Consider the following 26,453-nt stretch of genomic DNA (forward strand, 5'->3'; position numbering starts at 1 on the left):
GCTTAATTTATGTCGTGATTTAAGAGGTGAGAGAAGGTCGCGTCAAGGTCTGGGGCCGGGGTATGTTGCCTGCTGGGAGGGAGCACCATGGCGGAACGGGACAGAAGAACAGTGCGTGACCTGCGCCGGGGCAACCGGGCGAGGGTGTTGCAACGGTTGTATTTCGACGGGCCCCTGAGCCGTCAGGAGCTCGGTCCCGCGACAGGTCTGAGTTCAGGTTCCATCAGCAACGTCGTCACCGAACTCGCCGCCGAACGCCTCCTGGAGGAGGCCGGAGTGGTCGACTCCGACGGCGGCAGACCGCGCACGCTGCTGCGGGTCGCCCCCGGCGGAGCGCTCCTCATCGGCATCGACATAGGGGAAACCCGTGTCCGCGTCGAACTCTTCGACCTCTCCCTGACCGAACTCGCCCGCACCGAGCGGCTGTTGGCCCAGCACGGCCATGACGTCGAACGCATCGTCGCGCACGTGCGCACCGGCGTCGCCCACGTCCTGCGGGACGCCGGGGCCGACCCCCGCGAACTCCTCGGCATCGGCATCGGTGTCCCCGGCATCATCGAACGCGACGGCCCCGAAGGGGCGGTCGTGCACGGACAGACCATGGGCTGGGCAGCCGTTCCCTTCGAGAAACTGCTGCGCACCGCCGTGGACATACCGGACGAGGTCCCGCTCTTCATCGACAACGGCGCCAAGACACTCGGCCAGGCGGAGATGTGGTTCGGCGGCGGCCGGGGCGCCGGGGCGGCGGCGATCGCCCTCATCGGCTCCGGGGTCGGCGCGAGTGTGATTCACGGTGGCGAAGACGGCGCGCTGGACGGCAACCACCGCAGCGGCGCCCTGGAATGGGGCCACACCACCGTGCATATGCGGGGACGGCGCTGCCGCTGCGGATCCATCGGCTGTCTGGAGGCGTACGCGGGCGCCGAGGCGATGCGCGAACGCTGGCAGGAGGCGGGCGGCCCGCTCCCCGCCGACGCGGACGACGAGACGGCCCTCGCCGCCCTGCTGGCCGCGGCGTTCCCGCCGCCCGGCGGACCCGCCCCCGACCCGGTCGCCGTCTCGATCCTCGACGAGACGGCGGAATGCCTGGGCGCCGCGGTCGCCGACCTGATCAACCTGTTCCTGCCCGAACGGGTCCTGCTCGGCGGCTGGGCGGGCCTCCAGATCGGCCCGCACCTGCTGCCCGACATCCGCCGCTACGCCCGGGAGTACGCGCTGCGGCACACCGGCGCGCGGGCGACCGTCGAGCTGGGCAGCCTGGGCCCGGACGCGGTCACGGTGGGCGCGGCGACCCTGCCGCTGTCGGACTTCCTGGCCCGCGGAGGGACACGGCCGTTGCCGGGCGGCGTCGACGAGACACCACGGGCGGGGGGCGTACGGGGGGTGTTGCCCCCGGAGCGGTGGTCACGCACACCACCGCCGACGCTGGAGCCGAGCCCGTGACCCGGAGCGGTCAGGCCGACGCCCGGACGATCAGGGTCGGTTCGAAGATCACCGACGTCACCGCGCGGTCCGGGCGGGACAGCCGGTCCAGCAGCAGGCGTGCCATCTCCGCCGCCATGTCCTCCACCGGCTGCCGCACCGTCGTCAGCGCGGGGCGGCAGGACGCCGCCGCGCGGCTGTCGTCGAAGCCGATCACCGCGACCTCGTCCGGCACCCGCAGCCCGCGCTCACGCAGCACCTGGCAGGCGCCCACGGCCATCAGGTCGTTCGCCACGAACAGCCCGTCCAGATCCGGGTGTTCGGCGAGCAGGCGCTCCATGGCCGACGCACCGCTCTCCTCGGTGAACCCGCCCTCCGCGACGGGGATGTACGGATGCCCGTGCCGGGCCATCGAGTCCCGGAAGCCCGCCAGCCGGTCCTGCGCCGCCGGTACGTCGAACGGCCCCGCGATCGTGGCGATCCGCCGGCAGCCCCGGGCCAGCAGATGCTCGGCGGCCAGCCTGGCGCCGTCCTGGTGGGCGAGGTCGACGTAACTGATCCGTACCGGGCGGGCGGGACGCGCGTACAGCACGGCGGGCAGCCCGGCGTCCGTGATGAGCGCGGGCAGCGGGTCCTCCGCGTGCGTCGAGACGACCAGGGCGCCGTCCGCGCTGCCCTGACGGAGGTACGACACCACCTCGTCCCGCGCGCGTGAGGTCTCGGCGAACATCAGCACCGGGTGAATCCCGCGCGGACGCAGGAAGTTGACGACGCCCGTCACCACCCGGCCGAAGAACGGGTCGGCGAAGACCTCGGTCATGAACGAGCCCACACCGCCGTCGAACCGGGCCCTCTCGTCGCCCTCGCCGCTCCCCGGCCCGACGGAGGTGGTGGCGGCTGCGGGGCCCGCCGTCGCGGCCACCGGCGGCGCGTCGTCCCCCGCCCCCGACACCACCAGGGCGATCGAGTCGGCCTTGCGGGTGACCAGCGAACGGGCCGCGCGGTTCGGGGTGTAGCCGGTGACGGCCACCGCGTCCCGTACCGCCGCCTGGATCACCGGGTCGACATTGCGTACGCCGTTGATGACGCGGGAGACGGTGGCGCGCGAGACTCCGGCCGCTTTGGCGACATCCTCCAGCGTGGGCGCGCCGGCCGCGCGTGAATCCTCCGTCATGAGCGCATTTATAGCATCAGCGGAGAGCGCTCTCCATCGAGGGACCGGCTGTCAGCGGACCGGTCGCCGTCACCGTGAGCGTGGTCCGCAGCGGCAGTTCACCCGCCGACGGCCCTGCCAGGAGCGTGAATCGACCCGGTTCCGTCTCCCAGCGTCCGCGCTCCGTCGACCAGTGCGCCAGCGCCCGTGCTCCGAGCCGCACGGTCGCCACGGCCTCCTCGCCCGGGCCCGCCTCCACCGCCGCGTAACCCGCAAGTGCCCGCACCGGCCGGTCGACCGCCGTCTCCGCCCGGGCCAGATAGACCTGGACGACCTCACGGCCCCCGCGCGGACCGGTGTTGCGCAGCCGTACACGTACGTCGACAGGCTCGCCCGACGCGCGGACGGTCGCCGGCGCCTCCATCCCCTCGTACTCCCATGTGGTGTAACCGAGTCCATGGCCGAACCAGTACGCGGGCTCCACCCCTTCCCGCAGCCACGCGCGGTGGCCGATGTGGACGCCCTCCTCATAAGGAAGACATCCCTCACGCGGCCGGGTGTCGAGCACCGGGACGTCCTCCTCGGTCAGCGGCCAGGTCGTGGGCAGCCGCCCGCCGGGCTCGGCGGCGCCGAACAGCACATCGGCCAGGCCGTGTCCGGCCTCCTGGCCGGGGAACCACGTCAGGAGCAGCGCCGGTACGTCACGGTGCCAGGGCAGGGTGACCGGGCCGCCGGAGTTCACCAGCACCACCGTGCGGGGGTTGGCGCGCGCCACCGCCCGTACGAGCGCGTCCTGGCCGTCGGGCAGCGCCAGCGACTCGCGGTCGCGGCCCTCGGACTCGCTCTCCTCGGTGGTGCCGACCACGACCACCGCGACCTCGGCCGCCCGCGCGGCGGCCACGGCGGCGTCCAGAGCCGCCAGCGCGTCACCCGGCGGAGGCGCGGCGGCCAGCAGCGTCGCCACTCCCGTGCCCGGGTCGAGCCGGCGCCGGGCGACCACCTCCGCCTCCACGCCCTCGGTCAACTGGGCCCGCGTACAACGGTAGGGCGGGGCGACATGCACCCGGGTCGGGTCGTCGCTGTCGAGCGGGTACTCGCCGGTCATGAGCGTCCGGCCGTCCACGGAGAGGGAGATGAGCCCCCAGCCGCCCACCGCCAGGGTCCAACCGCCGCTCTCCGAAGGCCGGACGAGGGCCCGGATCTCGACGGTGACCGCGCCCGCAACCCGGGCCGGTTCCACGATCCGGCCCGACAGGCGGTGCTCGGCGTGCAGTTCGGTGCCCTCGGCGTCCAGCAGCCGCACGAGCACGCCCGGTCGGCCGTCGCGCGGATCGCGCGTCCAGGAGGGGTCCAGCGGGCGCGGCCGGGTGTGGGGCGGCAGACCGGGCGTGTACGTCACCTCGGCCGCCGTACGCTCCGACGTCCCGTCCGCCTCGCGCAGCGCCGTCTCGATGCCCTCCAGGGGCGTGACCACCGACGCGGGGAACACCTCCGCGCTGCCGCCTCCCTGGATGCGGACGTCCGTGGCGTGCGGACCGACGACGGCGACGCGGCGCGTCCGGACCGGATCCAGCGGCAGCAGTCGGTCCTCGTTGCGCAGCAGGACCGAGCCGGCGGCCACGGCCCGCCGCAGCAGGGCGAGTCCATCGCCGGGCGGGGTCGACAGCCGCCGGACGGGGCGCGGTTCGCCCAGCGCACCCACCCGCCGGGCGAGCCGCAGCAGCCGCCGTACCTTGTCGTCGATCAGCGCCTCGTCGACCAGGCCCGCCCGCACGGCGTCGAGCAGCCCGGCCGCCCACGGGCTCTCCGGGCCGGGCATGGCGAGGTCCTGGCCGGAGCGCGCGCTGTCGAGCAGCGTGCGCACCGCGCCCCAGTCGGAGACGACCAGCCCGTCGAAGCCCCAACGGTCCTCGTACGGCGCCCCGTTCGCGCTGGCGGCGCCGTTCGCCCCGTTCGCCCCGTTCGCGTCGGCCGTCCCGTTTTCGTCACCCCGCCGGGCCTCCTTCAGGGGCCGCTCCAGGAGCCGACTCGCCGACATGGTCTCGCCGTTGACCTTGTTGTACGCGGACATCACCGCCCAGACTCCCGCGTCCACCGCCGCCTCGAACGGGGCCAGATAGACCTCGCGCAGGGTCCGTTCGTCCACCCGTACATCGACGTGCAGCCGGTCGGTCTCCGCGTCGTTCGCCACGAAGTGCTTGGCCGCGGCCGCCACTCCGCCCTCCTGCACGCCCGTCACAAAGGCGACGCCCGTACGGGCGGTCAGCAGTGGATCCTCGGAGAAGCACTCGAAGTGCCGTCCGCCCAGCGGCGACCGGTGCAGATTCAGGGTGGGGGCCAGCACCACCTGGACGCCCTTGCGGCGCGCCTCGCCGGCCAGGAGCCCGCCGAGCTCGCGCGCCAACTCCCCGTCCCAGGAGGCCGCGAGCGCGGTCGGCGACGGCAGGACGAGGGAGGTCCGCCGCTCGTCCCAGGCCTCACCGCGCACGCCGGCCGGTCCGTCGGACATCGTCAGAGGGCGGAGCCCGACGGCCGGTTCGTCGTACGTACGCCAGTTGCTGGCACCCGTCAGCAGACGCACCTTCTGCCCGATGTCGAGTTTCTCCAGCAGCCGCTCGGTCTCGTCCTCGGCCATTCCGCCCCTTCAATCCTGTTGGAGAGCGCTCTCCCGTAGCCTCGCCCAAGACTCTCCGGAGGGTGCCTGGGCTGTCAATGCCGGCCCCTGGTCTGCGACGACGCACGGAGGGCGCACACGGGCCGCGCGGGCTCCCCGGGTGAGCCCTTGTCATTGCACATGCGACTGCCCTAAGTTGACCGATTGCGACGTGTCCCAGACGTCCTTACCTGCCAGTGGGGGAGCCGAGACCATGGCCGCAACCGGTCGCCACCGCAGATACCAGCCGAGCCGCATCAACCGCGCGTCCCTCACCGTGACAGCCGGCGGCGCGGGCATCGCCCTGCCGCTCATCGGCGCGTCCACGGCCGCCGCGGCACCCGTGGACACATGGGAGAAGGTCGCGGCCTGCGAGTCCACGAACAACTGGCAGATCAACACGGGCAACGGCTATTACGGCGGGCTCCAGTTCAGCCAGTCCACCTGGGAGGCGTTCGGCGGCGGGCAGTACGCGGCGCGGGCCGACCTCGCCACCAAGGACCAGCAGATCGCCATCGCCGAGAAGGTCCTCAAGGGCCAGGGGCCGCAGGCGTGGCCCCACTGCTCGGTCGAGGCCGGACTCACCCGCGGCGGCGACGCCCCCGACGTGTCACCGGCCAAGGCCCGGGACACGAAGGGCGGCCAGGACACCGCGCGGACGGCCGGCGACACGGCGAAGAGCGCCCCCCGGAGCGATCCCAAGAAGGCCGCCTCGCCCACGTCCGTGCCCACCGAGCGCGAGGGCTACACGGTGGCGGGAGGAGACTCGCTCTCCGGGATCGCCGCCGCCGAGGAACTGCGCGGCGGCTGGCAGCGGCTGTACGAGGAGAACCGCCGGGTCATCGGCAGCGACCCCGATCTGATCTTCCCCGGGCAGAAGCTCGTCCTGCACGTCTCCGCCCCGGCCAAGGACAGGCCGGCCGCCCCGCCCAAGCAGGCGGAGAAGAAGGCCGAGAAGCAGGAGAAGAAGCCCGCCGCGAAGGCGCAGCCGCCCAAGCAGGCCGAGAGGCCCAAGGCCAAGCCGCAGGCGGAGAAGCCGAAGGAAGAGCCCAGGCAGCAGCCCAAGCAGCAGGCCTCGAAGCCGAAGACCGCTGAGAAGCCGAAGCAGTCGTCCGGCTTCAGCGCCCCGGTCAGCGCGAGCACGGGCACCCCGTACCGCCAGGCAGGCTCCTGGGCGAGCGGCTATCACACGGGCGTCGACTTCCCCGTCCCCACCGGCACGTCCGTGAAGGCCGTGGCGGGTGGCACGGTCGTGTCGGCTGGCTGGGAGGGGTCGTACGGCTACCAGGTCGTCATCCGGCACGGGGACGGCAAGTACAGCCAGTACGCGCACCTGTCGGCGCTCAACGTGCGCGACGGTCAGAAGGTGAACGCGGGCCAGCGCATCGCACGGTCAGGATCGACCGGAAACAGCACCGGACCGCACCTCCACTTCGAGATGCGTACGGGGCCCGGTTACGGTTCCGACATCGACCCCGTCTCCTACCTCAGAGCGGGCGGAGTCCGCATCTGACCGGACGGTCCGCCGCAGGATGTGGCGCACGGCCTTGTGTTCCGGCCTGTGCGCCCGCTGGCGCGGTGTCGTGTGCCAGTGCCAGGACGGGCGCGCCCACGAGGCGTGACGGGGCTCGACCGACGCGGAGCCGGCCGCGGCGTCCGCCGGCCCGACCACCGGGCCCCTGTCCGGCCCGGAGACGGCGTCCGTCGCCTCCCCGCCGACCGGCGGTTCCCCGACGCTCCCCGCGGCCTGCGCCGCGAGCCGCTCCCTCGTCAGGAGGACGAGCCCGCCGGCGGTCACCGCACCGAAGCCGAGGGCGAGCATGCCGCCCGTCAGGCCGTACCGGAATCCCTCGCCGAAGAGGGTGACCCCGACCGCCGCGGCGACCACCGGATTCACGACCGTGACCGTGGCCAGAGGAGCGGCGAGGCCCGCACCTCGGTAGGAGGCCTGCGAGAGCAGCAGCCCCGCCACGGCCATGATCGCGATGACCAGCAGACTCGGAACCTGGCCGCCGAACGTGCCGTCGGACCAGTCGACGGCCACGGTCTTGGTGAACACCGACGAGATGCCGAAGGCGACACCGGCCGAGGCGGCCAGCAGCACACTGCGCAGGGCCGGACGGTTCACGGCCTGCGCGATCAGGAAGAGGAGACCGACCAGGCCGACGGTGGCACCGGCCACGAACATGCGCTCGCCCGAGCCGAGCGAGTGGGAGTCGGCGGAGCCGGTCAGCGCGAGCAGCCCGGCCAGTCCGAGCGTCGCCAGGAGCGCGCCGCGCCAGGCCGCGGCACCGGCCCTGCGGCGGACGAAGACGGCCGCCATCGGCAGCGCGAAGACGATCGTCAGGGCGCCGAGCGGCTGTACGAGGCTGAGCGGTCCGAACGCCAAGGCGAGGACGTGCAGCACTCCGCCGACACCGTTCAACGCCACGGCGGCCCACCACACGCCGTGGTGCAGGGGCGCGTAGGGCCGGGCAGGCGTGTCCGCCGCGACGCGCTCCTGAAGGATCGCCCCGGCCGCGTACGCGACCGCCGAGACCAGTGACAGCAGCACGGACAGCGCGAGTGCACTCATATATCCACGATCTCTCGCCCTTTGCGATTAGTCGTCGTCCTGAAGACGGCATTCCGACGTACTGCTGTAGTAGTACGTCGATGGAGCTGTAGTCATTCCCCCGGCGGTGGCCCGAGTTCCCGGGTGGAGTCGGCGAACGTACGCGGTGCTTCGGAGCGGGCACTCACCGCGACCGCCGGACGTTACGGACAGTGACGGCGAGGATGATCGAAGACGTCGGGCGGTGATCGTCGGGTGAGGATCGAGAAGAGGGGGCGGCAGGTGGATCTCGTGGAGGTCGGGTCCGTGGGCGGGTTCTTCGCGCTGCGGACGGAGGAGCCCGGAGGGCTCGTGGAAGCGGAAGGGGGCGCGCACGGCGGCGCGTACATTCCGTTCGCACAGATCTACGCGGGCGACATCGCCCCGCTCTTGGCGCGCGTCGACACGGTCGCCCGGAAGCTCGGCGCGCCCGAGCGCCGGATCGCCGCGTCGGTCGCGCAGCTCGGGCTCGCCGCCCGGCTCTGGTCGGTCGCACTGGGCTCCGCCGCCCTGCACGGCGAGGTTCCCGACCTGGACCCGGCACGGCTGCGCTGGGACCCCCTCCGCTCCTCGCCCGACGACCTCCGGCTGGTCGAGCCACGCCCCTTCCCGACTCGGGACACCGCCGGAACGGCGGAGGCGGCGGGCACAGCCGATGCCCTCGCGGCAGCGGTCCGCGAAGTGGTCCAGTACGGCCATCTCGTGCCCCTCGCGGCGGCCCTGCGCGCCGACGGCCGTATCTCGCCACGCCTGCTGTGGGGAAACGCCGGCTCCGCCCTCGCCGGGGCCGTCCGCGAACTCCGCGTCTGGAGCGGCCGGGCCGGACGGCCCGAGGTCGGCGAGCGGGCCGCCGCGATCGGCGCGGCGCTCTTCACCCACCCCGACCTGCGGACCACCGGGGCCGGGCGGGACGGCTCCTTCCGGCGGCACAGCTGCTGCCTCTACTACCGTTGCCCGTCCGGCGGCCTCTGCGGGGACTGCGTCTTCGACCGGCCACCGCAGCGCTCTTCCGCATGAGAGGTTTCCGGGTGACCATGACATGGCTGAGATCGTCGGGCGACGGGGGTATGGCGTGAAGGTCGGGCTGCTGACCAGGGAGTACCCGCCGGACGTGTACGGGGGCGCGGGCGTCCATGTGGAGTTCCTGGCCCGGGAGCTGCGCGAACTGACCGATCTGCGCGTGCACTGCTGGGGCGGGAGCGGCGGCGCCGACGAGCGGGCCCGGGGTGTCGTACGGCACCGGGCCGCCCCCGGACTGGAAGGCGCCAACGACGCCCTGCGCACCTTCTCCGTGGACCTCGCGATGGCCGCCGCCGTCGAAGGCAGCGACCTGGTGCACTCGCACACCTGGTACGCGGCGCTCGCCGGCCATGTCTCCAAGATGCTGTACGGCATCCCGCACGTGATGACCGCCCACTCGCTGGAGCCCCTGCGGCCCTGGAAGGCCGAGCAGCTGGGCGGCGGGTACGAGCTGTCCGGCTGGGCCGAGCGCTCCGCGATAGAGGCGGCGGACGCCGTGGTCGCCGTCTCGCACGGCATGCGCGCCGACATCCTCGACTGCTACCCCTCGCTCGACCCGGACCGGGTGCGGGTGATCCACAACGGCATCGACACCCGCCTCTACCGCCCGGACCCCGGCACCGACGTGCTGGAGCGGATCGGTATCGACCTCGACCGCCCCTATGTGCTGTTCGTCGGCCGCATCACCCGCCAGAAGGGCGTGCCGCACCTGCTGCGCGCGGCCCGCGCGCTGGACCCCGAGGCGCAGCTGGTGCTCTGCGCGGGCGCGCCCGACACCCCCGAGATCGGGGCCGAGTTCCGCGAGCTGGTGGACGAGCTGAGCGGCAGCCGCGACGGGGTGTTCTGGATCCCCGAGATGCTGCCGCGCCCCGAGGTGGTCCAACTGCTCGGCCACGCGGCCGTGTTCGTCTGCCCCTCGGTGTACGAACCGCTGGGCATCGTGAATCTGGAGGCGATGGCCTGCGGTACGGCGGTCGTCGCCTCGGCGGTCGGGGGCATCCCCGAGGTCGTCGACGACGGGAGCACGGGCCTGCTCGTGCCGTACGACGAACGGCACCCGGAGGACTTCGAGACGGCCCTCACCGAGACGCTCAACCGGGTCCTGGACGACGAGGAGTCGGCGGCGGCGATGGGCGCGGCGGGACGTGTCCGGGCGGTGCGCGAATTCGGCTGGGACCGGGTCGCCCGCCGCACGTACGAGGTGTACGAAGAGCTGCTCAAGGCCGAGTAGCCGGGTAGATGGATCCGGACGGCCTGTGCAGAGGTCGCGAACAGAGGGAGCGGCGATGCGTGGTGGACCTTCGGTGCTCGGGATCGTACTGGCGGGCGGAGAGGGCAAACGGCTGATGCCCCTGACCGCCGACCGTGCCAAACCGGCGGTGACCTTCGGCGGTACGTACCGCCTGGTCGACTTCGTCCTGTCCAATCTTGTCAACGGTGACATCCTGCGCAACTGCGTGCTGACGCAGTACAAGTCGCACTCGCTCGACCGCCATGTGAGCACCACCTGGCGGATGTCCAGTCTCCTCGGCAACTACGTCACCCCGGTGCCCGCCCAGCAGCGGCTCGGACCGCGCTGGTATCTCGGCAGCGCGGACGCGATCCTCCAGTCCCTCAACCTCGTCCATGACGAACAGCCCGACTACATAGCGGTGTTCGGCGCCGACCACGTCTACCGCATGGACCCCCGGCAGATGCTGCGCCGGCACATCGAGAGCGGCGCCGGTGTCACCGTCGCGGGCATCAGGGTGCCGCGCGCCGAGGCGTCGTCGTTCGGCATCATCACGCCAGGACCGGACGGCACGCGTGTCGACCGGTTCCAGGAGAAGCCGTCCGACGTGCCGGGGCTGCCGGGCGACCTCGAGCATGTCTTCGCCTCGATGGGCAACTACCTCTTCACCACCAAGATCCTGGTCGACGCGCTGCACCGGGACGCCGAGGACGAGTCGTCGGTCCATGACATGGGCGGCTCGATCCTGCCGATGCTCACCGAGCAGGGCATGGCGCAGGTCTACGACTTCGACGACAACCATGTGCCGGGCGAGACGGCGCGCGAGCACGGCTACTGGCGCGACGTGGGCACCCTCGACTCGTACTACGACGCGCACATGGATCTGATCTCGCACCAGCCGGAGTTCAACCTCGACAACAGACGCTGGCCCATCTACACCCATGCCGGCCAGCTGCCGCCCGCGCGTTTCGTCGCGGGCGGAATCGCCGGCGAGTCGATCGTGGCACCGGGCTGTGTCATACGCGGCCAGGTGACCCGGTCCGTGCTGTCTCCCGGCGTGGTGATCGAGGAGGGGGCCGTGGTACAGGGCTCGGTGCTCCACGACAACGTACGGGTGGGGCGCGGCGCGGTCGTACGCGGCTCGATCCTCGACAAGAACGTGGACGTCCCGCCCGGCGCCACCATCGGCGTCAATCCGGGGCGGGACGAGGAGCTCTACACGGTCTCGAAGAACGGCGTGATAGCGCTCGGGAAGGGCCAGCGGGTCTTCTAGGGCGTGTCGGCGGTTCCGGGGCTCAGCCGGATTCCACGACGCCCGGGGGCGCCCCGCCGCGTCGGCTGAGCGCCCCCGGTCTGGAGGGATGGCTACGGGTTCACCACGACCTGTGCCGTGTTGTTCCGCGGCTTCGGGTCGAACGGGAACGACGGGCCGTAACCGGGGTGGGCGACGACCTTCCCGGTCGCGCCTGGCACCACGCGGTCGATCTCCAGCTGGAACGGCAGCACCGTCTTCGAGTCCCGCGCGACCCAGAGCGGCAGGTAGCAGTCGTAGCGCGGGGCGCCGAGCCGCTCCTCCAGAGGTGCGCCGTCCCGCTCGCGCGGCTCGCAGAGGTCCGGGACAGCGGTGGTGACTGTGCCCTTCGGTACGTGGAACGAGACGACCGCGGCCGGGTCGCCCGAGCCGACGTGGCCGACCCACGCCGGACCTCTGTTCAGGAAGCGGAGCTCGGCCGTGACCGTCGAACCGGGTCGGCCGCGGACCGTGTCGCCGCGCACGGCGAAGTCCGCCGTGTTGACCGCCTCGATGGGCCAGTCACCGTAGTTGTCGTCTGCCTGGATGTCGACGGCGCCCGCGCCCGGCTCGACCGAGTAGCCGAGGAGCTCGTACAGGGCGTGCTCTGCGACGTCGAGCCTCAGCGGCGCGGGCAGCTCGACGGTGGCGCCCGGCGCGACGACCGTGTCGAACGCACAGGTGACGGTGGTCATCGGAGCGGCCTCGCCCTCACCGCCCGTGGAGGTGTACACGCACTGCGGGTACTTCGTCGCGAAGTGAAGGCCGTACGTCCCCCACATCTGCACGCTGAAGCCCTGCGCGGCCTCGTTGCCGTTGTTGGTGACGGAGAACGGCGCGGTGAGCGAGCTGCCCGGCCGCACGCCCAGCAGCTTGTCCGGCCGCAGTACGCGCAGGTCGGGGCCCGAGCCGACCGTCACGGTCGTGTCGAACGAGTTCTGCGGGGCGACCAGTTCGCCGTCGGGACCGCCCTTGGCCGTCGCCTCGTAGGTGATCTTCCCCTGGGCGCCCGACACGGTGCCGGGCAGGGCGCGCACCTTGAGCCGCACCTGCTCCTCGTAGTCGTCCGTCAGCGTCGGGACCTCGGGAACGGAGCACACCGCCGTACTCCCCCCGGGTACGCAGTTCTCCGGCCAGGCCACCTCGGCGACCCCGGCCAGTCCCGAGACGTCGACGGTGAGCCGTCCGTCGCCGACCGTGAAAGTGTCGTTGTCGTGGTACAGGCCGACGGGCAGATCGCGGTACTGTCCCACGCCGCCCTCCGGCGCGACGGTGATCGTGGGCTCGTACGGCACGGCTATCCACAACTGGTCGGTCGGCTCCTCGGCGAAGGCCGGCGCCGTGCCTAAGCCGAGGACGGCCATCCCCATGGCCACGGTGGTCCGGGCTCCGAGCCGCAGCGCGCGGCCGACGGAGGCAGGCTTCATGTCAATCCCCCTGAGATGAGTGCCGGTTCGGATCCGACCCGGCACCGGTTGGACGGCTGTGCCGCCCGGGAAGTTGTATGAACGCCTCGCACGCCGCGACCGGGGAGGTCGTGGACAGCGCCACGACGCCGACCGGCCGCCGGCGAATCCGCCGACGGCCGGGCCGTCCCACTCTCCCGCTCCTCGTCCGACCGGGACACACGCTCTCGGCGGACCTTCGGGCACAGGTCTCACCGAGTCCCGTGCCCGAGGGCGGAGCAGCGGCCGTCACATCAGCCGGCGGCGCCTGCCCAGCCACGTCTGGGCGATCACCACGACCGCCAGGAAGGCGCCGCTGACGACCTGTTGGTAGGCCGAGTCGAGCGAGCCGATCTGGTTGATGACGTTCTGGATGACCTTCAGCAGCAGAACGCCCACGAGCGAACCGCTGATGAAGCCGAAGCCGCCCGTCAGCAGGGTGCCGCCGATGACGACGGCCGCGATCGCCTCCAGCTCCATGCCGGTGCCGAGGATCGTGACGCCCGAGACCAGCCAGGCCGCGTTCAGCGCCCCGGCCAGTCCGGCGCACAGGCCGGAGAGGGTGTAGACGGCGATCTTCGTACGGGCCACGGGCGCGCCCATCAGGGCCGCCGCGTCCTCGTTGCCGCCGACCGCGTACACGTACTGGCCGAACCGGCTGCGCCGCAGCATCACCGCGCCCCCGACGAAGAGCGCCACCGTGATCCACACCGGCACCCCGATTCCCAGGAGCTTCTCCTGGCCGAGGCCGGCGAAGAAGGACTTCTCGTCCACCAGATAGGTGGTGGAGCCCTCGTCGGTGACGGCGAGCAGGATGCCGCGGGCGGCGAGCATCGCCGCGAGCGTGACGATGAACGGCGCCAGCCGTGCCTTCGCGATCAGCAGTCCGTTGACGAGACCGATCAGACCGCAGACCGCCAGGGGCAGGAGGAGCGCGACGAGCGTGCCGTACTGCGAACCCCAGGCGCCGAGCACACCGCCGAGCGCGAAGAGCGAGCCGACGGAGAGGTCGATACCGCCGGTGATGATCACGAACGTCATCCCGAGGGCGACGATCGCCAGGAACGCCGACGAGACCGCCATGTTCTCCAGGTTGTCGCCGGTGAGGAAGGTGTCGAAGCCGATCGACGCGCCGATCGCGACGAGCAGCAGCGTGACGAGCGCGCCGTGCTGCTGGGCGAGCGCGCTGAGCAGCTCCGCCCGGCTCGCGCCGAGCGGCGCCTCGTCGGTGTCTTTGCCGGTGCCCCCCTTGCCGGGGGAGGGGCCGGGGCCCGTGGCGCCGGCCGGACGCTCCGTCTGGGTGTGGGTCATCGCTTTCCCCGTTCGCGTGCCGCGTAGACCGCGAGCACGATCACGACTGCCTGGGCGATCTGCGTCCAGGAGGGCGGCAGATCGTGCTTGATGAGCGTCGCCGTGAGCAGCTGGATCAGTACGGCGCCGGCCACCGTGCCGCCGATCCTGATCCGGCCGCCGCTGAGCGGAGTGCCGCCGACGACGACCGCTGTGATCGCCGACAGCTCCATCAGTGTGCCGAGCGACGTCGGGTCGCTGGCCTGGAGGCGCGCGGTGGCGAGCACGCCCGCGATCGCGGCGAGCACGCCCGCGATGACGTAGACGAGGATCAGCACGCGGCGCACCGGGAGTCCGGCGAGCTGTGCGGCGGGACGGCTGTCGCCGATCGCGAGGAGCTGCCGGCCGAACGTCGTGCGCTTCACGATGAATCCGACGAGCAGCGCCAGCGCGGCGGCGATCAGTACGAGATACGGGATGCCGAACAGGTCGCCCGAGCCGAGCGAGGACATGCCCGGGTCGCGGACGTCCTTGAGCTGTGGCAGCAGCACGAGGGCGATTCCGCGTCCCGCGACCATCAACGCCAGTGTGGCGACGATCGGTTGGACCCCGATGAACGCGATCAGCGAACCGTTCGCGAGGCCGACGACGGCGCCGCCGATCATCGCGACGATCAGCGCGACCCAGGGTCCGTACCCGAGGTAGAGGGAGAGCAGGGAGGTCGACAGGGCCATCACCGAGCCGACCGACAGGTCGACGCCCTCACTGCCGATCGCGAGCGCCATGCCCAGGGCGACGATCAGCACCGGCGCCACCTGGACCGCCTGCGTACGGAAGTTCTCCGTGGACAGGAAGTGCGGGGTGAGCGCGATGTTGACCAGCAGCAGGACGGCGACGCCCGCGTACACGCCGTAGTCCTGGAGCAGGCGCAGCAGCCGCGCGCGGTCGAGGGGGGCGCCCTTCAGGGCGAGTTCAGTCATGGTCCGTCTCCCCTCCTGAGGAGGTCGTGTCGACCGGCGCGGAGGCGGGTGCGGAATCCGGTCCGGCGTCCGGTCCGGCGTCCGCTGCGGTGTCGGGTCCGGAGCCCGGTGCGGAGTCCGGCGCCGCGCCCGCCACCGGGCTCGGTACGGCCGCACGCTCCGGGACCGGCTCCGACACCCGTTCCGACACCCGTTCCGCCGCCAGTCCCGACGCCGACGCCGACACCGACTCCGGCACCCCGGCCACGATCGCCGCGGCGTCCGGCGCTACCGTCTTGAGCTCCGCGTCCGACTCCGGCGCGGCCGCGATCGCGTGCAGCAGCCGGTCCTCCGTGACGTCGTCGCCGGTCAACTCCGCGACCACGGCGCCGTCCTTGAGGACCACCACCCGGTCCGACCCCTCGATCAGCTCCTCCATGTCGGAGGAGATCAGCAGCACCCCGAGCCCCTCGTCGGCGAGTTCGTCGATCAGGCCCTGCACCTCGGCCTTGGCTCCGACATCGATGCCACGGGTCGGCTCGTCCAGCAGCAGCACCTTCGGCTGCATCGCGAGCCAGCGGGCCAGCAGGACCTTCTGCTGATTGCCGCCGGACAGCTCGCCGACCTTCTGGTGCGGCCCGGACGCCTTGATCCGCAGCCGCTTCATGAAGGTGTCCACGATCTTGTCGACCTTGGCGTCGTCCACCAGACCGAACCGGGAGAGCCCGGGGAGCGCCGCCAGCGCGATGTTCTCCCGTACCGAGAGACCGGGCACGATGCCCTCGGCCTTGCGGTCCTCCGGCAGCAGGCTGATGCCGGCCCGGATGGCGGCGGGCGTGGACCCCGTACGGACGGGGGAGCCCGCCACCACCACCTTCCCGGAGTCCGGCGGCAGCGCGCCCGCGATGGCCTTGGCCGTCTCGCTGCGCCCCGAGCCGAGCAGCCCGCCGAGGCCCACGACCTCACCGGGCCGCACCTCGACCGAGACCTGGTGCAGCGTATGACGCACCGTCAAGTCCCGCGCGCTGAGCACCGGTTCGCGGCCCGCGTGATGGTCGCCGGTGAACTTGGTGACACCCTCGCCGCTCACCTCGGCCATCTCCCGGCCCAGCATCAGCGACACCAGCCGCAGCCGGTCGAGGTCCGCGATCGGTCCGGTGTGCACGAGCCTGCCGTCGCGCAGCACCGTGACCTTGTCGCAGACCTCGTACAGCTCGTCCAGCCGGTGGCTCACGTACACCACCGCGATGTCGCGCTCCTTGAGCATCCTGATCACACCGAACAGGGTGCGCACCTCGCGCGGTTCGAGCGACGACGTCGGCTCGTCCATGATGACCACCCGCGCGTCGACGGAGACCGCCCGGGCGAGCGCCACCATCTGCTGCGCGCCGACGCCCAGCGTCCGCAGCGGACGCTTGACGTCGACCCGCAGCCCGAGCGAGCGCAGCGCCTCGTCGGCCTCGCCGTGCATCCGGCGGAAGTCGATGAGCCCGAGCCTGTTCCGGGGCTCCCGCCCCAGGAACAGATTGCGCGCCACGCTCATCAGCGGGACGAGGTTGACCTCCTGGTAGATCGTGGAGATCCCGGCGTGCTGCGCCTCCAGCGGAGTCTGGAAGCGCACCGGACGCCCGTCGTGGACGATCTCGCCCTCGTCGGGCTGGTACACACCGGTGAGCACCTTGATGAGGGTGGACTTCCCGGCCCCGTTCTCGCCGATGAGCGCGTGGACCTCGCCCGGCGATGCGGCGAAGTCCACGCCGTCGAGCGCGCGTGCGCCCGGGAACGTCTTGGTCAGACCGGTGACCGACAGCACGTCAGAAAGCCCTGCCCAGATCGGCCTTGGCGTTCTCCGGGGTGTAGGCGCCGTCCTGGATGACGATGTCCTGCGAGACCTTCTCGCCCTTGGTGAAGGCGTCGAGGGTCTGGAAGGCGAGCGGTCCGAAGCGCGGGTTGGACTCCACGACCCCGGAGATCCAGCCGTCGACGATGCCCTGGACCGCGTTACGGGTGCCGTCGACCGTCACGATCTTGACGTCGCCGGCCTTCTTGCCCGCGCCCTTGAGGGCGTTGACGGCGCCGAGGCCCATCTCGTCGTTCTCGGCGTAGATCCCCTTGATGCCGGGGTTCGACTGGATGAGCTGCTCGGTGACCTGCTGGCCCTTCTCGCGGGCGAACTCACCGGTCTGCTCGAACACCACCTTCAGCTCGGGGGCCTTGGCCGCCACCTGGTCCTTGAAGCCCTTGGTGCGCTCGGTGGTGACGTTGTTGCCCGCGGCGCCGAGCAGGATCGCGACCTCGCCCTTGCCGCCGGTCGCCTCGATCATCTGGTCGGCCGCGCGCTTGCCCTGCTCGATGAAGTCCGAGCCGATGAAGCTCACATAGTCCTTGCAGGCGGTCGCGTTGATCTTGCGGTCGATGGTGACGATCGGGATCTTCTTCGCCGCGGCGCTGCGCAGCACCGGGCCCCAGCCGTCCGAGTTGAGGGGCGCGATCACCAGCAGGTCGGCGCCCTTGGCGATCAGGTCCTGAACATCGCTGATCTGCTTGGAGAACTGCGTCTGGGCGTTGGCGGACAGGAGCTTGATCCCGCGCTCCTTGGCCTCGGCCTTGATGGACGCGGTCTCGGCGATCCGGAAGGGGTTGGCCTCCTTCTCGGACTGGGAGAAGCCGACTGTGGCGGTCTTGAGGTCGATCTTCTCGCCGCCGAACTGCGTGAGGTCACAGGTCTTGTCGTCCGCGCCGGGCGTGGCGACGACCTGGCCGCTGTCCTTCTCGCCGGCCGACGAGCTCTTGTCGGAGGCGTCGTCCTCGGACTTGGCGCAGCCGCTGAGCGCGAGCGCGCCGACGAGACTCGCGGCGAGGACGGTAGTGGTGGTGGTACGGCGGACGGCGGAAAGCTTCATGGAGATCCCCATCTCGGCGCGGCCCCGGCGACCGGGACGCTCGCGGGAGGTCGGCTCGTACGGAACTGGCGAACTGGACTGCCGGGCCGTCGGTCGGAACGGCCGCCGGCCCGGCGGACTGCTGGAGCGGATGTGCGGGAGTCGTTCGGAACGGTTTTTACATCGTTGTACGGAGGCTGTAAAGCCTTCGCGCGATAACGGCTGGGTGTGCGGGGGCCGGTGGTGCTCTCAGCCACCGTCCCGGTGACGGCCGCGTGTGCTCTCCCGCTCCACCAGCCGGAAATCGGCGCGGAGTTCGCGTGAGCCGTTGCCCACGGGGTCTCCGGTGCCGAGCAGCCGGTTGACGACGGAGCGCACGGCGAGCCGGGCGATGGTCTGTTTGTCCGGCGAGATCGTGGTGAGGGTCACAGCTCCGTAGCGGCCCTCCGTGATGTCGTCGAAACCGACGACGGCGACGTCCTCGGGGACCCGTAGCCCCCGCTCGGAGAGCACCCGCATCGCGCCGATCGCGATCAGGTCGTTGTAGGCGAAGACCGCGTCGGGCGTCACGCCCGAGTCGAGCAGCTGATTCATCGCGTCCGCGCCGTTGGCGTGGTCCCAGCCGCCCGTCGGGGCGATCAGGGAGTCCGGCGCCGGCAGCCCCGCCGCCTTCAACTCGGCGCGCCAGCCCCGCAGTCGCAGATGCGACGGCTCGTTGACCCGGTCGGTCCGCGCGCCCAGGAACGCGATCGTCGACCTGCCGAGATCGAGCAGATGCCGTACGGCCGTCCGGGCGGCGGCCACGTTGTCGATCGCGATGTGGTCGTACGGCAGGTCGTACTCCCGTTCGCCGAGCAGCACCAGCGGCGCGTCCTGGTCCCGGCCGAGCAGATCCTCGGTCTCCAGCTCGATCGGACTCAGGATCAGCCCGTCGATCACCCGCGCCCGGAAACCCTGGCTGACCAGCACCTCCTGCTCGCGCCGGCCACCCGTGTGGTCGAGCAGCACCGTGTACTCGTGCTCGGCGGCCACGTCGATGACCGAGCCGGCCAGCTCCGCGAAGTACGGGTTGCCCAGCTCGGGAACGGCCAGCGCGATGATCCCGGTGCGCCCCTTGCGTAGATGGCGGGCCGTGAGATTCGGCCGGTACCCGAGCTCGTCGATGGCCAGCTGGACCCGGGCCCGCATCGCCGGGGTGACATGCCGGTAGTTGTTCACCACGTTCGAAACGGTCTTGATGGAGACGCCCGCGCGCTCCGCGACGTCCTTGAGGCTGACGGTCACCGTTTTTCCCCTCCGAGGTCGGCCCGAAGGTCGCCCCTGCCCAATCTGTACAACGTTATATACGTTGCGGGACCGGGCTTTGTCATGGCCCTGGACAGCAAGTGGAACGGCATGTTGTCATGCCAACTGCCGTTCCTTCCAACGTTGTACAGACTGTCGCAACGAGCCGCCACCCTCGGACCCAGCCGGATGACCGCCGTTCGGGTGTCACTGCCCGACCGGCGCTCACCCGACAGGGTCCAGCAGCAAGGAGGATTTGTGCGCATCCGAAGAAAAGTCGCCCTTCTGCTCGCCTCGGTCCTGGGCCTCGCGGGACTCACCGCGGTCCCGGCGGCCACGGCCGCGGACGACCCGGTCGTGCCCCATGGACTCAAGGGCGAGTACTACTCCTCGTCGGCGCCCGGCGCCTTCGACTTCCATGAGCTGAAGGCCACCGGATTCGACCCCCAGATCGACTTCGACAACCTCGACTCACGGCTCTCCACGGCCACCGGCAGCGCCGATCACGCCAGCGTCCGCTGGACCGGGAAGATCGTCCCTGAAGAGAGCGGTCCGCACACCTTCTCGATGATCGGCGACAACGGGTTCCGGCTCTGGGTCGACGGCGAGATGGCCATCGACCACTGGGTCAACGACTGGGAGAAGGAGCAGACCGCCGACCCCGTCGAACTCGACGGCGGCCGGGAGTACGACATCAAGGTCGAGTACTTCGAGGACGTCGGCGGCTCGAACCTCCATCTGAACTGGACCGAGCCCGGTGGCGCCAAGGAGCCGGTGCCCACCTCGGCCTTCCGCCTCCCCGACGGGTACGCGTACGACGGCGCCATCTCCACCACGGTCCTCGCCGACGGCCGCACACTGCGCATGGAGTTCGCACAGCCGCTCGCCGCGGTCCCGGCCTCTCTCGGCGAGCACCTCGACGCGATCATCGGCGGCGCCGAGTGGCCCCTCGGCCAGGTGAAGAAGGACCCCGCCGACGCCCGTAGCCTGCTCGTCGGTCTCAAGGAACCGGTGGTCGGGAAGGGCGGCTCCGCCGACATCCGTTACGACGGCGAGGGCGGCCTCGCCTCCCAGGACGCCGACCCCGTCGGTGAGTTCTGGAGCAGCGGGCCGAACAGGTCCGAGTACCAGCTTTCCACCCCCTGGGCCGAGGACGTCGGCCCGGACAACGCGCTGCCCGAGTACCCGCGTCCGCAGATGACCCGGGACGCCTGGCGCAATCTCAACGGACAGTGGCAGTTCGCCGCCGCCGAGGAGGGCGAGCGCCCGCCGGTCGGCAAGAAGCTGGACGAGAGGATCCTCGTCCCGTACCCCGTCGAGTCCCAGCTCTCCGGTCTGGAGCGGCACGAGGACCGGATGTGGTACCGCCGTACCTTCACCGTGCCGGACAGCTGGGACATCGCCGACGGACGCAAGGGCGGCCACCGCGACGGCAAGCGCCTCAAGCTGAACTTCGACGCCGTCGACTGGCAGTCCACCGTCTACGTCAACGGCAGGAAGGTCACCGAACACAAGGGCGGCTACGACCGGTTCGGCGTGGACGTCACCGACGCCCTCAAGCCCGGCCGTACGCAGGAGCTGATCGTCGGCGTGTACGACCCGACCGACGCGGCGGGCGGCGAGAACCCGCCCATGGGCAAGCAGCGCCTCGACCCGAGCGGGATCTTCTACACCTCCTCGTCGGGCATCTGGCAGACGGTCTGGATGGAGCCGGTCGCCGCCGACCACGCCGACTCGCTGAAGCTCACGCCGGACGTCGCCGGCGAGAAGCTGGCGGTCGAGGTACGGGGCGTGCGCGACGGGGTGCCGGTGACGGCCACCGCCTACGACGGCAAGCGCAAGGTGGGCACGGTCCGGGGCCGTACGGGGGCGCCGCTCAGCCTGCCGGTGCGCGACCCGCGCCTCTGGTCGCCGGAGGACCCGCACCTGTACAAGCTGGACGTGACGGTCGGCGACGCCCGCTCCGGCGACCGGCTGGGCAGCTACTTCGGTATGCGCTCCATCGCCGTCGAGACCGTGGACGGAGCGCAGCGCACCGTCCTCAACGGCAAGCCCGTCTTCCTGATGGCCACGCTCGACCAGGGCTTCTGGCCGGACGGGCTGCACACCGCGCCGACCGACGAGGCGCTCGCGTTCGACCTCAAGAAGCACAAGGAACTCGGCTACAACTCCGTGCGCAAGCACATCAAGGTGGAGCCGGACCGGTGGTTCTACTGGGCCGACAAGCTGGGGCTCCTCGTCTGGCAGGACATGCCCTCGATGCCGAAGTCGCCGGCCGCCCCGGCGGCGGCCCAGTTCGAGCACGAGATGAAGGAGATGATCGACCAGCACGTCAGCAGCCCCTCGGTGATCATGTGGGTCCCCTTCAACGAGGGCTGGGGCCAGTACGACCAGGCGCGGATCGCCGATCAGGCCAAGGGCTGGGACCCGACCCGGCTCGTCAACAACATGAGCGGTATCAACTGCTGCGGCGCCGTCGACGGCAAGAACGGCGACATCGCCGACGCGCACGGTTATCCGACGCCACTGCTGCCCGCGCCCGACGGCAGACGGGCGCTGGTCAGCGGCGAGTACGGCGGCCTCGGGCTCGCCGTACCGGGCCACGCCTGGCCGGTCCAGCACACCTATGTGGGCGTCGACCAGGAGAAGTACACGGACGAGTACCTGGCGCAGCTCGGCAACGTACGCGACCTCGCCTGCCGGGGGAGCAACGGGGCCGTGTACACCCAGATCTCCGATGTGGAGGGTGAGCTCAACGGGCTGCTCACCTACGACCGCAAGGTCATGAAGCCCGACGTCGAGCGGCTCAAGGCGGCACACCAGAGCCTGATCCGCGAAGCGTCGGACCCGGCCTCGATGGAGTGCGCGACCTCCTGAACCTGCCCCTCGGGCGCCGTACGGGTCCCATACCCGTACGGCGCCTCGCGCGTTCCGGCGAACGGCGGGGTGCCCACGGAGGGAGAGCGGGGCCGCCGGGGGAATAAGGGGGTCGGAGCGCGGACTTGAAAGTGCTGTCGTCCCCGGACGACCACGAGGACGGCCCCGGCGACCACCGACGACAGCAGTCAGAGCGAGGGAACACATGCCCAAGGCGTACGTCTACACCCGGTTCGGCGGTCCGGAGGGCGAAGCTTTCGTCGACCGGCCGAAGCCGGTCCCCGGCCACGGCGAACTGCTCATCGCCGTGAGGGCCGCCGGGGTCAACCCCGTCGACTGGAAGCTCCGTACCGGCTACGTCCGGCCGGGCTCGACCCCCAAGCCGCTGCCCACGGTGTTCGGCAGCGAGGCGTCGGGAGTGGTCGAGCGGGTCGGCGAGGGCGTGCGGGGCTTCGCGGTCGGGGACGCCGTCTTCGGCTCCACGCTCACGGGCGGTTACGCGGAGTACACCCTGCTGCCCGCCGCGATCACCGCGCACAAGCCGGAAGCCGTGTCGTTCACGGACGCGGCGGCCCTGCCGGTCGCGGCGGCGACCGCGTACGACGGCATCCAGCAGCTGGATCTGCCCCCGGGCGCGACCCTGCTGATCATCGGCGCCGGAGGCGGTGTGGGCGTCGCCGCGACCCAGATCGCGACCGGAGCGGGCCTGCGGGTCGTCGGCTCGGCGAGCGGGGGCAAGAAGGACTTCGTGGAGTCGCTGGGCGCGGCCCATGTCGTCCCGGGCCCCGGACTCCAGGAACGGGTACGGGCCGCCGCCCCCGACGGCGTCGACGGGGTCTTCGACATGGTCGGCGGCGCTGACCTGGAGGCCGCCGCCGGACTGGTCGCCGACCGTACGAAGCTGATCAGCGCGGGGGACAAGCCGCGGGTGGTGACCCTGGGCGGCGCGGCGGTCCTGCGGCTCCGCACGGCGGCCGTCCTCGAAGAGGTGGCCGCGCTGGTGGTGGCCGGCACGCTGCGGCCGTATGTGACCCGGACATTCCCGCTGGCCGAGGCGGGCGCCGCGCTGCGCGCGGTGGAGGACGGCCACGCGCTCGGCAAGATCGTGATCGAGGTCCCCGCATGAGCGCCGCCGCAGGAGTCCCGGCGCCCGGCCGCGGGCCCGGTCACCCGCTGGACGATCCCGTACTCGCCGGGCTGACCGGCCCGCACGCCCACTTCGCGCTGCGGCGCGGCCGGGTGCTCGCCTACGACGCCGAGGTCTCGCCGTGGCTCACCCTGCCCGAGGAGCCCGACGCGGGGGACTGGGCGGACGCCGCCCGTCTCCTCGGGGACGACGGCACGGCCGCGCTCTCCCGCCCCCGTGTGGAGCTCCCGGACGGCTGGGAGATCACCTTCCAGGTGGACGGGGTGCAGCTCGTCGACGAGTCGGTGGACGCGGTCCCCGACGAGGAGGCCGTGGTGCTCGGGCCCGCCGACGTACCGGAGATCCTGGACTTGGTGGAGCGCACCAGACCGGGGCCCTTCCTGAAGCGCACCATCGAGCTGGGCACCTACCTCGGCATCCGCCGTGACGGCGAGCTGGTGGCGATGGCGGGGGAGCGGCTGCGGCCGTCCGGCTGGGTGGAGATCAGCGCGGTCTGTACGGCGCCGGAGTTCCGGGGCCAGGGGCTGGGCGGCCGGCTCGTGCGGGCGGTGGCCGCCGGGATCAGGGAGCGCGGAGAGATCCCGTTCATCCAGGCCGCCGAGGAGAACGAGGGCGCCGTCCGGCTCTACGAGGCACTGGGCTTCCGCCGGCGACGCAGGCCGCCGTTCCAGTTCGTCGGGGTCCGGGCCCCGCAGCTCTCGCGCGTCCCGGCGACGGCCGGCGGCTGACGAGCCGTGCCGGGCGGTGCCGAGCCGTGCCGGGCGGTGCCGAGCCGTGCCGGTCCGGGAGGGAGCCGACGTATCCGCACACAGCGGTGGGGCGGGCGAACGGTCCTCGACGACCGTCGGCCCGCCCCACCGGTGAGGGCTGGTTCTCCCGCTAAGGGCGAACCGGTTGTTTCATCTGACTGGTCCGTTCCATCCGATTGCGCATACGCCCCGCCCTCAGTGCGGCGGCCGCGCAGATCAGACCCAGTACAGCGACTATCGCGCCTGGGATGACGTTGCTGAGGAACACGCCTCGGTCCGGGCTCGCGCCGACGACCCACGGTGCCGCCACCATCCAGGCGCCCATGAAGCAGAGCGCCCAGCTGAAGCCGTACGTGCGAGTCGGTGTAGCCGAGAATACGAGGGCCAGGATCGCGATGGCGACACCCATGATCACGTTGTGGACCACGAGACCGGGCTGGCTGGTCGTGTAGTGGAGGATCCACGGTGAGAGGGCGATGAACAGGCCGCCGAGAAAGATCGGCCCGTCCAGCAGTGCCACATCACGTCCACCGAGCACGCGGGCGTACCTTGCCCGCATTTCTGGTACGTCAGGGTGAGAACCAATGTCTCCCCTGGTGTCTGTACCACCGGGGTGAGCGCTTGTGGCTCCCCTGGTGTGTTCAACATCGGCCATGAGTCTCGACTCCTTCGGTCTGAGAGGTGCGACCGTGCTGCACCGGATCGAGCGGTACATGACCATTCTGCCCCTTATTCACCTTTATGTGTAGTTGAGCGTGAACAAAATGCCGTGCACCTCATGGCAAACTGTTCGAGGCCGCTCGGCCGGACGGCCGTATCCGTGCCTGGCCCGACGGCCCCGGACGGGTGAGTGCCCCGTACGGGTGAGGGACGAGTGATGAGGGAACGGCACCGGCGATGACGTTGACAGATGACGGGACCACGTTCGGCGAGAGCGGGCCCGACGCCTCGTACGGCCCCGGAATCGACCCCGAGCGCATGGCCGTCTGTCTGGCCGTGCTCGACGAGCTCGACAAGCTGGACGTCGACCACCCCGACGCCGTCGCCGTCCGCCGCGCCACCGCCGGGATCTACCGGACCGTCAAACAGCGCCGCCGCCAGGAGCGTCGGGCGGCGAAGACCGCCAACGACAAGGCGGTCACCGAGGCGACGGCCACCGGGTCCGCCGAGCGCATCGACGACGAGACGCAGGGCCTGCTGCCGTCCTCCTCGGTCGCCGGTGAGATCGCCGGAATCCTCCAGCGGCCCCGCTCCTGCTACATCTGCAAGACCCGCTACGTCGAGGTCGACGCGTTCTACCACCAGCTCTGCCAGCCGTGCGCCGCCGAGAACCGGGCCCGCCGGGACGCGCGTACGGATCTCACCGGCAAGCGCGCCCTGCTCACCGGGGGCCGCGCCAAGATTGGCATGTACATCGCCCTGCGGCTGCTGCGCGACGGCGCGCACACCACCATCACCACCCGCTTCCCCAACGACGCGATCCGCCGCTTCAAGGCGATGGAGGACAGCGCCGACTGGATCCACCGCCTCAAGATCGTCGGGATAGACCTTCGCGACCCGGCCCAGGTCGTCGCGCTTGCCGACTCCGTCGCCGCCGAGGGCCCGCTCGACATCCTCATCAACAACGCCGCGCAGACCGTACGGCGCTCCCCGGGCGCCTACAGCGAGCTGCTGGCCGCCGAATCCGCGCCGCTGCCCGCCGGGGAGCTCCCGTCCTCGCATGTCATCGGCGCTTTCGGCAGCGGCGCCCAGGCCGTGCTGCCCGCGGGCGGCGGTGAAGCGCTGAGCGCGTCGGACGTCACCGGACTCGCCCTCGTCGGCGGCTCGGCGACCCTCGCCCGTATCGAGGCGGGCACCGCGATCGACGCGGGCGGGCTGGTGCCCGATCTGCACGACACCAACAGCTGGATCCAGACGGTCTCCGATGTCGACCCCGTGGAGCTCCTCGAAGTCCAACTGTGCAACTCCACCGCGCCGTTCATCCTCATCAGCCGGTTGCGCCCGGCGATGGCAGCGGCGGCGGGGCGCGCGTACGTCGTGAACGTCTCCGCGATGGAGGGCGTGTTCAGCCGCGGCTACAAGGGCGCAGGCCACCCGCACACGAACATGGCGAAGGCCGCGCTCAACATGCTGACCCGGACCAGCGCGCAGGAGATGTTCCAGTCCGACGGCATTCTGATGACCGCCGTCGACACCGGCTGGATCACCGACGAGCGCCCGCACCCGGACAAGATGCGACTCGCCGAAGAGGGTTTCCACGCCCCGCTCGACCTGATCGACGGGGCCGCCCGGGTCTACGACCCGATCGTGCGCGGCCAGGCGGGCGAGGACTTGTACGGCTGTTTCCTCAAGGACTACGCGCCGGCCAACTGGTAGTCGCCGCGGGCGGATACCGGGCCGGATGCCACGTCGGCGCTGTCCGGAACTGACTCACCTCACCGGCCCCATCGAGCGAGT

19 protein-coding genes are annotated in these 26,453 nt (G+C 71.4%); 9 read left to right on the forward strand and 10 right to left on the reverse strand.

The features are described from left to right. Positions 1–87 precede the first annotated feature (87 nt). Complete coding sequence (locus tag ACFWU9_RS00650; RefSeq protein ID WP_384313451.1) at positions 88–1,443, forward strand: ROK family transcriptional regulator; 1,356 nt, start codon at positions 88–90, stop codon at positions 1,441–1,443. Positions 1,444–1,453: 10 nt separating this feature from the next. Here the strand turns inward: ACFWU9_RS00650 and ACFWU9_RS00655 are convergent, their stop codons facing one another. Together ACFWU9_RS00655 and ACFWU9_RS00660 are read right to left on the reverse strand one after the other, a co-directional pair. Next, entirely contained in the window at positions 1,454–2,596 is a 1,143-nt protein-coding gene (locus ACFWU9_RS00655; protein ID WP_384313453.1) for a LacI family DNA-binding transcriptional regulator, read from the reverse strand. Positions 2,597–2,612: 16 nt separating this feature from the next. Further along, positions 2,613–5,210 carry a glycoside hydrolase family 3 C-terminal domain-containing protein gene (locus ACFWU9_RS00660; RefSeq protein WP_384313454.1) on the reverse strand — a complete coding sequence of 866 codons (2,598 nt, stop codon included), beginning with the start codon at positions 5,208–5,210 and terminating at the stop codon, positions 2,613–2,615. Positions 5,211–5,442: 232 nt separating this feature from the next. Here ACFWU9_RS00660 and ACFWU9_RS00665 point away from each other — a divergent pair, with 232 nt between their 5' ends. Continuing rightward, a complete protein-coding gene (locus ACFWU9_RS00665) occupies positions 5,443–6,741 on the forward strand; it encodes a peptidoglycan DD-metalloendopeptidase family protein (protein WP_384313456.1) in 1,299 nt (432 codons plus the stop codon). Here the strand turns inward: ACFWU9_RS00665 and ACFWU9_RS00670 are convergent. Beyond that, positions 6,622–7,803: a DMT family transporter gene (locus ACFWU9_RS00670; protein WP_384313457.1), complete on the reverse strand. Its 1,182-nt coding sequence runs from the start codon at positions 7,801–7,803 to the stop codon at positions 6,622–6,624. The two genes, ACFWU9_RS00665 and ACFWU9_RS00670, sit on opposite strands and share 120 nt — an antisense overlap. A gap of 261 nt (positions 7,804–8,064) precedes the next feature. Here ACFWU9_RS00670 and ACFWU9_RS00675 point away from each other — a divergent pair, with 261 nt between their 5' ends. The 3 genes from ACFWU9_RS00675 to glgC are packed head-to-tail and all read left to right on the forward strand — an operon-like array spanning position 8,065 to position 11,345. Further along, the gene (locus ACFWU9_RS00675) at positions 8,065–8,838 is read left to right on the forward strand and encodes an IucA/IucC family C-terminal-domain containing protein (protein ID WP_384313459.1); all 774 of its coding nucleotides are present in this window, start codon (positions 8,065–8,067) and stop codon (positions 8,836–8,838) included. A gap of 22 nt (positions 8,839–8,860) precedes the next feature. Further along, entirely contained in the window at positions 8,861–10,072 is a 1,212-nt protein-coding gene (glgA, locus tag ACFWU9_RS00680) for a glycogen synthase (protein ID WP_384313461.1), read from the forward strand. Positions 10,073–10,127: 55 nt separating this feature from the next. Next, on the forward strand, positions 10,128–11,345 hold the full coding sequence (gene glgC / locus ACFWU9_RS00685; RefSeq protein ID WP_384313463.1) for a glucose-1-phosphate adenylyltransferase: 1,218 nt from the start codon (positions 10,128–10,130) through the stop codon (positions 11,343–11,345). 92 nt (positions 11,346–11,437) lie between these two features. On the opposite strand, the gene ACFWU9_RS00690 is transcribed toward glgC, so the two are convergent. The 6 genes from ACFWU9_RS00690 to ACFWU9_RS00715 all read right to left on the reverse strand — a co-directional run bounded on the left by ACFWU9_RS00690 (position 11,438) and on the right by ACFWU9_RS00715 (position 19,223). Continuing rightward, positions 11,438–12,790, reverse strand: a complete 1,353-nt coding sequence (locus ACFWU9_RS00690) for a hypothetical protein (RefSeq protein WP_384313465.1) — start codon at positions 12,788–12,790, stop codon at positions 11,438–11,440. A gap of 267 nt (positions 12,791–13,057) precedes the next feature. Then, on the reverse strand, positions 13,058–14,119 hold the full coding sequence (locus tag ACFWU9_RS00695; RefSeq protein WP_384313466.1) for an ABC transporter permease: 1,062 nt from the start codon (positions 14,117–14,119) through the stop codon (positions 13,058–13,060). Beyond that, positions 14,116–15,078 (reverse strand): ABC transporter permease, encoded by a 963-nt coding sequence (locus ACFWU9_RS00700; RefSeq protein ID WP_384313468.1) that lies wholly within the window; start codon positions 15,076–15,078, stop codon positions 14,116–14,118. Before ACFWU9_RS00700 ends, ACFWU9_RS00695 begins: the two co-directional genes overlap by 4 nt. Continuing rightward, positions 15,071–16,870: an ATP-binding cassette domain-containing protein gene (locus ACFWU9_RS00705; protein WP_384313470.1), complete on the reverse strand. Its 1,800-nt coding sequence runs from the start codon at positions 16,868–16,870 to the stop codon at positions 15,071–15,073. The genes ACFWU9_RS00700 and ACFWU9_RS00705 overlap by 8 nt, the downstream gene beginning before the upstream one ends. A gap of 1 nt (position 16,871) precedes the next feature. Beyond that, positions 16,872–17,960, reverse strand: a complete 1,089-nt coding sequence (locus ACFWU9_RS00710) for an ABC transporter substrate-binding protein (protein ID WP_384313472.1) — start codon at positions 17,958–17,960, stop codon at positions 16,872–16,874. Between the two features lie 228 nt (positions 17,961–18,188). Continuing rightward, entirely contained in the window at positions 18,189–19,223 is a 1,035-nt protein-coding gene (locus ACFWU9_RS00715; RefSeq protein ID WP_384313474.1) for a LacI family DNA-binding transcriptional regulator, read from the reverse strand. Positions 19,224–19,412: 189 nt separating this feature from the next. On the opposite strand from ACFWU9_RS00715, the gene ACFWU9_RS00720 reads away from it, so the two are divergent. The 3 genes from ACFWU9_RS00720 (at position 19,413) to ACFWU9_RS00730 (ending at position 23,975) form a co-directional block, all read left to right on the forward strand. Further along, the gene (locus ACFWU9_RS00720) at positions 19,413–22,100 is read left to right on the forward strand and encodes a PA14 domain-containing protein (protein ID WP_384313476.1); all 2,688 of its coding nucleotides are present in this window, start codon (positions 19,413–19,415) and stop codon (positions 22,098–22,100) included. A 205-nt stretch (positions 22,101–22,305) separates the two neighbouring features. After that, a complete protein-coding gene (locus ACFWU9_RS00725; RefSeq protein WP_384313478.1) occupies positions 22,306–23,226 on the forward strand; it encodes an NADP-dependent oxidoreductase in 921 nt (306 codons plus the stop codon). Further along, positions 23,223–23,975: a GNAT family N-acetyltransferase gene (locus ACFWU9_RS00730; protein WP_384313480.1), complete on the forward strand. Its 753-nt coding sequence runs from the start codon at positions 23,223–23,225 to the stop codon at positions 23,973–23,975. The genes ACFWU9_RS00725 and ACFWU9_RS00730 overlap by 4 nt, the downstream gene beginning before the upstream one ends. Positions 23,976–24,126: 151 nt before the next feature. Here ACFWU9_RS00730 and ACFWU9_RS00735 read toward each other — a convergent pair whose 3' ends face one another. Further along, positions 24,127–24,651 carry an SPW repeat protein gene (locus ACFWU9_RS00735; RefSeq protein ID WP_384313481.1) on the reverse strand — a complete coding sequence of 175 codons (525 nt, stop codon included), beginning with the start codon at positions 24,649–24,651 and terminating at the stop codon, positions 24,127–24,129. A 242-nt stretch (positions 24,652–24,893) separates the two neighbouring features. On the opposite strand from ACFWU9_RS00735, the gene ACFWU9_RS00740 reads away from it, so the two are divergent. Continuing rightward, positions 24,894–26,372 (forward strand): SDR family NAD(P)-dependent oxidoreductase, encoded by a 1,479-nt coding sequence (locus ACFWU9_RS00740; RefSeq protein ID WP_384313483.1) that lies wholly within the window; start codon positions 24,894–24,896, stop codon positions 26,370–26,372. Positions 26,373–26,453 lie beyond the last annotated feature (81 nt).

The sequence above is a fragment of the Streptomyces sp. NPDC058653 genome (assembly GCF_042716895.1).
GTDB lineage: Bacteria > Actinomycetota > Actinomycetes > Streptomycetales > Streptomycetaceae > Streptomyces.

What these genes read in the sequence shown, in the direction of transcription:
- ACFWU9_RS00650 (WP_384313451.1), top strand. Translation starts at nt 88, where the DNA reads ATGGCGGAACGGGACAGAAGAACAGTGCGTGACCTGCGCCGGGGCAAC.
- ACFWU9_RS00655 (WP_384313453.1), bottom strand. Translation starts at nt 2,596, where the DNA reads ATGACGGAGGATTCACGCGCGGCCGGCGCGCCCACGCTGGAGGATGTC.
- ACFWU9_RS00660 (WP_384313454.1), bottom strand. Translation starts at nt 5,210, where the DNA reads ATGGCCGAGGACGAGACCGAGCGGCTGCTGGAGAAACTCGACATCGGG.
- ACFWU9_RS00665 (WP_384313456.1), top strand. Translation starts at nt 5,443, where the DNA reads ATGGCCGCAACCGGTCGCCACCGCAGATACCAGCCGAGCCGCATCAAC.
- ACFWU9_RS00670 (WP_384313457.1), bottom strand. Translation starts at nt 7,803, where the DNA reads ATGAGTGCACTCGCGCTGTCCGTGCTGCTGTCACTGGTCTCGGCGGTC.
- glgA (WP_384313461.1), top strand. Translation starts at nt 8,861, where the DNA reads ATGGCTGAGATCGTCGGGCGACGGGGGTATGGCGTGAAGGTCGGGCTG.
- glgC (WP_384313463.1), top strand. Translation starts at nt 10,128, where the DNA reads ATGCGTGGTGGACCTTCGGTGCTCGGGATCGTACTGGCGGGCGGAGAG.
- ACFWU9_RS00690 (WP_384313465.1), bottom strand. Translation starts at nt 12,790, where the DNA reads ATGAAGCCTGCCTCCGTCGGCCGCGCGCTGCGGCTCGGAGCCCGGACC.
- ACFWU9_RS00695 (WP_384313466.1), bottom strand. Translation starts at nt 14,119, where the DNA reads ATGACCCACACCCAGACGGAGCGTCCGGCCGGCGCCACGGGCCCCGGC.
- ACFWU9_RS00700 (WP_384313468.1), bottom strand. Translation starts at nt 15,078, where the DNA reads ATGACTGAACTCGCCCTGAAGGGCGCCCCCCTCGACCGCGCGCGGCTG.
- ACFWU9_RS00710 (WP_384313472.1), bottom strand. Translation starts at nt 17,960, where the DNA reads ATGAAGCTTTCCGCCGTCCGCCGTACCACCACCACTACCGTCCTCGCC.
- ACFWU9_RS00720 (WP_384313476.1), top strand. Translation starts at nt 19,413, where the DNA reads ATGACCGCCGTTCGGGTGTCACTGCCCGACCGGCGCTCACCCGACAGG.
- ACFWU9_RS00725 (WP_384313478.1), top strand. Translation starts at nt 22,306, where the DNA reads ATGCCCAAGGCGTACGTCTACACCCGGTTCGGCGGTCCGGAGGGCGAA.
- ACFWU9_RS00730 (WP_384313480.1), top strand. Translation starts at nt 23,223, where the DNA reads ATGAGCGCCGCCGCAGGAGTCCCGGCGCCCGGCCGCGGGCCCGGTCAC.
- ACFWU9_RS00735 (WP_384313481.1), bottom strand. Translation starts at nt 24,651, where the DNA reads ATGGCCGATGTTGAACACACCAGGGGAGCCACAAGCGCTCACCCCGGT.
- ACFWU9_RS00740 (WP_384313483.1), top strand. Translation starts at nt 24,894, where the DNA reads ATGACGTTGACAGATGACGGGACCACGTTCGGCGAGAGCGGGCCCGAC.